The following is an 813-nucleotide window of genomic DNA, read 5'->3' as shown; positions in this document are numbered from 1 at the left end:
GATCCCGAGAACGGGATCATGCTCCAACTCGTCTGGCTCGACCCCCGCACCCAACCCGGACACCTCCTCATCACCATCCACCACCTCGCCACCGACGGCGTCTCCTGGCGCATCCTCATCCCCGACCTCGCCACCGCCCACCACGCCCACACCACCGGCACCACCCCCACACTCCCACCCGTCACCACCACCGCACGCCGCTACGCCCACGCCCTCACCGACACCACCACCCACCGCACCCACGAACTCCCCCACTGGCGCAACATCCTCACCACCCCCGACCCCCCACTCGGCACCAGACCCCTCGACCCCACCCACGACACCGAAAACACCACCACCCCCACCACCATCGAACTCCCACCCCACACCACCCACACCCTCCTCACCACCCTCCCCACCACCTACCACTGCGGCATCGACGACGCCCTCCTCACCGCCCTCGCCCTCGCCATCACCACCTGGCGCCACCGCCACCACACCCCCACCCACACACTGCTCGTCAACATCGAAGGCCACGGCCGCACCGACCCCCTCATCCCCGGCGCCGACCTCACCCGAACAATCGGCTGGTTCACCACCATCCACCCAACCCTCCTCGACCTCACCGACATCGACCTCGACAACGCACTCACCGGCGGACCCGCCACCGGACACGCCCTCACCACCATCAAAGAACAACTCCACAACACCCCCGACCACGGCACCGGATACGGCCCCCTCCGCTACCTCAACCCCCACACCGCAACCCAACTCCGCAACCTCCCCCAACCCCAAACCACCCTCAACTACCTCGGCCGCTTCGACTACCCGCCG

1 protein-coding gene is annotated in these 813 nt (G+C 68.1%); it reads left to right on the top strand.

The features are described 5' to 3' along the window. Positions 1–18: 18 nt before the first annotated feature. Positions 19–813: condensation domain-containing protein (locus QM806_RS40885; RefSeq protein ID WP_283295043.1), on the top strand; the 795-nt coding region annotated here is incomplete at its 3' end.

Source organism: Rhodococcus sp. IEGM 1351 (genome assembly GCF_030056875.1).
GTDB lineage: Bacteria > Actinomycetota > Actinomycetes > Mycobacteriales > Mycobacteriaceae > Rhodococcus_F > Rhodococcus_F opacus.
Note: the sequence above shows the minus strand (reverse complement) of the source record. Positions and strands in the feature narration are given on the sequence as shown.